Source organism: Pseudomonas sp. 21LCFQ010 (genome assembly GCF_024129905.1).
Lineage (GTDB): Bacteria > Pseudomonadota > Gammaproteobacteria > Pseudomonadales > Pseudomonadaceae > Aquipseudomonas.
Genome location: NZ_JAMYDZ010000058.1, coordinates 1 through 4002, shown reverse-complemented (window position 1 = coordinate 4002; position 4002 = coordinate 1). Strand labels below are relative to the sequence as shown.

General features: G+C 62.7%; 4 protein-coding genes and 1 pseudogene. All 5 read left to right on the top strand.

Annotated features, from left to right (window positions below):
- A pseudogene (locus NJC38_RS28940) lies at nucleotides 1-144 on the top strand (glycine/betaine ABC transporter ATP-binding protein); the annotation flags it as partial.
- Nucleotides 145-172: 28 nt separating this feature from the next.
- The gene (proW, locus tag NJC38_RS28935; RefSeq protein ID WP_253118187.1) at nucleotides 173-1126 is read left to right on the top strand and encodes a glycine betaine/L-proline ABC transporter permease ProW; all 954 of its coding nucleotides are present in this window, start codon (nucleotides 173-175) and stop codon (nucleotides 1124-1126) included.
- A gap of 57 nt (nucleotides 1127-1183) precedes the next feature.
- Nucleotides 1184-2221, top strand: coding sequence for a glycine betaine/L-proline ABC transporter substrate-binding protein ProX (gene proX / locus NJC38_RS28930; protein WP_253118186.1), 1038 nt, complete (start codon nucleotides 1184-1186; stop codon nucleotides 2219-2221).
- A 97-nt stretch (nucleotides 2222-2318) separates the two neighbouring features.
- The gene (gene dddP, locus NJC38_RS28925; protein ID WP_253118185.1) at nucleotides 2319-3665 is read left to right on the top strand and encodes a dimethylsulfonioproprionate lyase DddP; all 1347 of its coding nucleotides are present in this window, start codon (nucleotides 2319-2321) and stop codon (nucleotides 3663-3665) included.
- 38 nt (nucleotides 3666-3703) lie between these two features.
- A partial coding sequence (locus NJC38_RS28920) for an alcohol dehydrogenase catalytic domain-containing protein (RefSeq protein WP_253118184.1) occupies nucleotides 3704-4002 on the top strand: 299 nt, incomplete at its 3' end.

Below are 4002 nucleotides of genomic sequence, written 5' to 3'. Positions count from 1 at the left end.
CCGGTGTACACCGACACCCCGCTGCACGAAGTGCTCGGCATCGTCGCCCGCCTGCCCTACCCGGTTCCGGTACTGGACCGTGGCGGTGCGTTCAAGGGCACGATTTCCAAGACCCTGTTGCTCCAGACCCTGAGCCGCGACTAAGCGCCCACGCCAAAAAGAGGTAGCCCCCATGTCCGAATTCAGCCTTCTCGATCCATTCCAGTCGATGACCATTCCCTTGGGTGACTGGGTAGAAGCCGCCCTCAATTACCTGGTACAAAACTTCCGCGAAGTGTTCCGTGCCATCCGTTGGCCCATCGACCAGGTGCTCAACGGCACCGAATACATCCTGCAAAGCATCCCGCCGAGCATCGGCATCCTGTTGTCGTCATTGCTCGGCTGGCAACTGGCGGGCAAGCGCATGGCCCTGTTGTGCTTTGTCACCCTGACCCTGCTGGGCTTGATCGGCGTGTGGTCAGAATCGATGACCACCCTGGCGCTGGTGCTGACGGCGGTGTTTTTCTGTGCGGTGATCGGTATTCCGCTGGGCATCCTCTGCGCCCGCAGTGACCGGCTGGAAAAGATCATTCGTCCGGCACTCGATGCCATGCAGACCCTGCCCGCCTTTGTGTACCTGGTGCCGGTGGTGATGCTGTTCGGCATCGGTAACGTGCCTGGCGTGCTGGTCACCATTGTGTTTGCCCTGCCGCCGCTGGTGCGGCTGACCAACCTGGGTATTCGCCAGGTGCCGGAAGACAAGATCGAAGCCGCCCGCGCCTTTGGCTGCACGCCCCGGCAGATGCTGACCCGCGTCCAGTTGCCGCTGGCGACCTCGACGATCATGGCCGGCATGAACCAGACCCTGATGCTGTCGCTGTCGATGGTGGTCATCGCCTCGATGATTTCCGTCGGCGGCCTGGGCCAGATGGTCCTGCGCGGCATCGGCCGGCTGGACATGGGCCTGGCCACCGTCGGCGGGGTCGGCCTGGTACTGCTGGCGATCTTCCTTGACCGCCTGACCCAGGCGATGGGTGAGCGCAGCAGCGCCGAACCGGGCCGGCGCTGGTATCACACCGGGCCGCTGGGCCTGCTGCTGCGCCTGTTCGGCGCCAACCCGGCTGCAGGGCGGCGCAAGACCGCCTGATTCATTCCCCTCTTGATCTGCCGTACTTGAATAACAACCAGAAGAAGGTATGCCACGATGTTTGAATTCAAGATATCCCAGCGCTTTAGCCAATGTGCCTGCGCCGTCGCGCTGGCGGTCGTGTCACTGGGCATGGCGACAGGCGCCAGCGCGGCGAGCTTCGAAAAACCGGGCGACGGCGTGAAGATCACCCCGGCCTTTCCGACCGTCGATGAAGAACGCTTTCGCGGTGAAATCGCCATCGCGGGTCTGCGCGAGCTGGGTTACAACGTCCAGAAACCCAAGGAAACCGAATACGCCACCATGGTCCTGGCGGTTGGCTTCGGCGATGCCGACTTCAGCGTCAACCTGTGGGACAAGTTGCATGCCAGCTTTTATCAGAAGGCCGGTGGCGACGCGGCGATGATCAAGGCAGGCGACATTCTGCCGGGCGTATTGCAGGGTTACCTGATCGACAAGAAAACCGCCGATGCCTACAACATCAAGTACATCACCGACCTGAAGAAACCGGAAATTGCCAAGCTGTTCGATGTGGATGGCGACGGCAAGGCTGACCTGACCGGCTGCAACCCCGGCTGGGGCTGCGAGCTGGTGATCGCCCACCACATGAAGGCGTACGAGCTGGACAAGACCGTGCATGTCAACCAGGGCTCCTACTTCGCCCTGATGGCCGACACCATCACCCGCGCCAAGGCCGGCAAGCCGGTGCTGTATTACACCTGGACCCCGCAATGGGTGGCCGGTGTGCTGGTCGAGGGCAAAGACGTGGTCTGGCTTGAAGTGCCCAAGACCGACCTGCCGGGCGGCGATAACAGCGTCAACACCCAGTACCAAGGCAAAAACCTCGGCTTTGCCGTGGACAAGGTCGAAGCCGTCCTGAACCGCAAGTTCGCCGAGAAGAACCCGGCGGCGCTGAAGTTCCTGTCGCTGGTGCAGATCAGCGCCGCCGACGAAAGCGCGCAGAACCTGAAGATGCAGAACGGCGAAAACAAAGCGGCAGACATCCGTCGCCACACGCAGGAATGGATCACCGCACACCGTGCCGACTTCGACGGCTGGCTGCAGGCCGCCCGGGACGCCGCCAAGAAGCCGTAAACCGTTCGCTGGCAGTCGGCTGCCCCTGTCCGGTGGCTGCCGGCTTGCCAGCGAAGCTTTTGACGACTGGCATTACAAGAACAAGGAAAGTCCAGCCATGATGACCTCACCCTTCTCCATCGCGCACCACGCCCGGCGTATCGAGCCGGGCCGCGTTACCGACCGCCCGTGCAAACCCGACGGCTCGGAAAACAACAACGACCGGGTCGAGATCGGCCCGACTCCGCTGGCCTTCGCCGAGTGGGATGCCCTGGGCCTGCAGGCGCCGCAGCTGGCGGCCATGCGCGAGTACCGCCTGAAACGCATTCGCGAGCAACTGATCAAGTACGATCTGGGCGGCATCCTGCTGTTCGACCCGCTGAACATTCGCTACGCCACCGACACCACCAACATGCAACTGTGGACCACCCACAACCCGGCCCGTGCCTGCTTCGTCGCGGCCAGCGGCCATGTGGTGCTGTGGGATTTTCACGGTTGCGATCATCTTTCAAGGCACCTGCCGCTGATCAGCGAACTGCGCAGCGGCGCGTCGTTTTTCTACTTCGAAACCGGCGAGCACACCGACCTGCACGCCAAACGCTTCGCCGGGCAAATCGATGAACTGCTGCGCAACCACGCAGGCTCCAACCGCCGCTTGGCCGTTGACCGCATCGAGGTGGCCGGCCTGCGTGCCCTCGATGCACTGGGTATCGAGGTGCACAGCGGCCAGCAAGTCACCGAACTGGCGCGAGTCATCAAGGGTCCGGACGAGATCCTCGCCATGCGCTGCGCGGTGGCGTCCTGCGAAGCGTCTATCGCCGAGATGCGCCTGGCGATGCGCGCCGGCGCCACCGAGAACGACGTCTGGGCCGCGCTGCATGCCGGCAATATCCGCCGCGGCGGCGAGTGGATCGAAACCCGGATTCTCAGTTCCGGCCCGCGCACCAATCCCTGGTATCAGGAATCGGGGCCACGGGTACTGAGCGATGGCGACCTGCTGAGCTTCGACACCGATCTGATCGGCGTGTACGGCATGTGCGTGGACATGTCGCGCAGCTGGATCTGCGGCGACCTGGAGCCGAGCGCCGAGCAAAAACGCCTGTACCGCATCGCCCATCAACACATCAGCGTCAACACCCAGATGGTGCGCCCCGGCGTCAGCTTCGCCGAGCTGACCGCCCAGGGTCATCGCCTGCCCGAGAGCTGCCGCGCCCAGCGTTACGGGGTGATGTTCCACGGCGTGGGCCTGTGTGACGAATACCCCTGCATCCGCTACCCCGAAGATTTTGAGTCGCACGGCTATGCCGGCGAGCTGGAGCCGGGCATGGCGCTGTGCGTGGAGGCCTATATCGGCGAGGTTGGCGGCAAGGACGGTATCAAGCTGGAGAACCAGTTGCTGGTGACCGAGACCGGCTGTGAAGTGCTGACCCATTACCCGTTCGAGAGCAGCTTTCTCAACGATTGATTTGCATCGCCGCAGTTTTTGTAAAAGGAGAAGTAGCAATGAGTACAGGCAACAGAGGCGTGGTGTACCTGGGGGCCGGCAAGGTCGAAGTCCAGAACATCGATTACCCGAAAATGCAGGACCCGCGCGGCAAGAAGATTGAGCACGGTGTGATCCTCAAGGTGGTCGCCACCAACATCTGTGGTTCCGACCAGCACATGGTGCGTGGCCGTACCACGGCGCAGATCGGCCTGGTATTGGGCCACGAGATCACCGGTGAAGTGATCGAGAAAGGCTCGGACGTCGAGAGCCTGAAAATCGGTGACCTGGTGTCGGTGCCGTTCAACGTGGCGTGCGG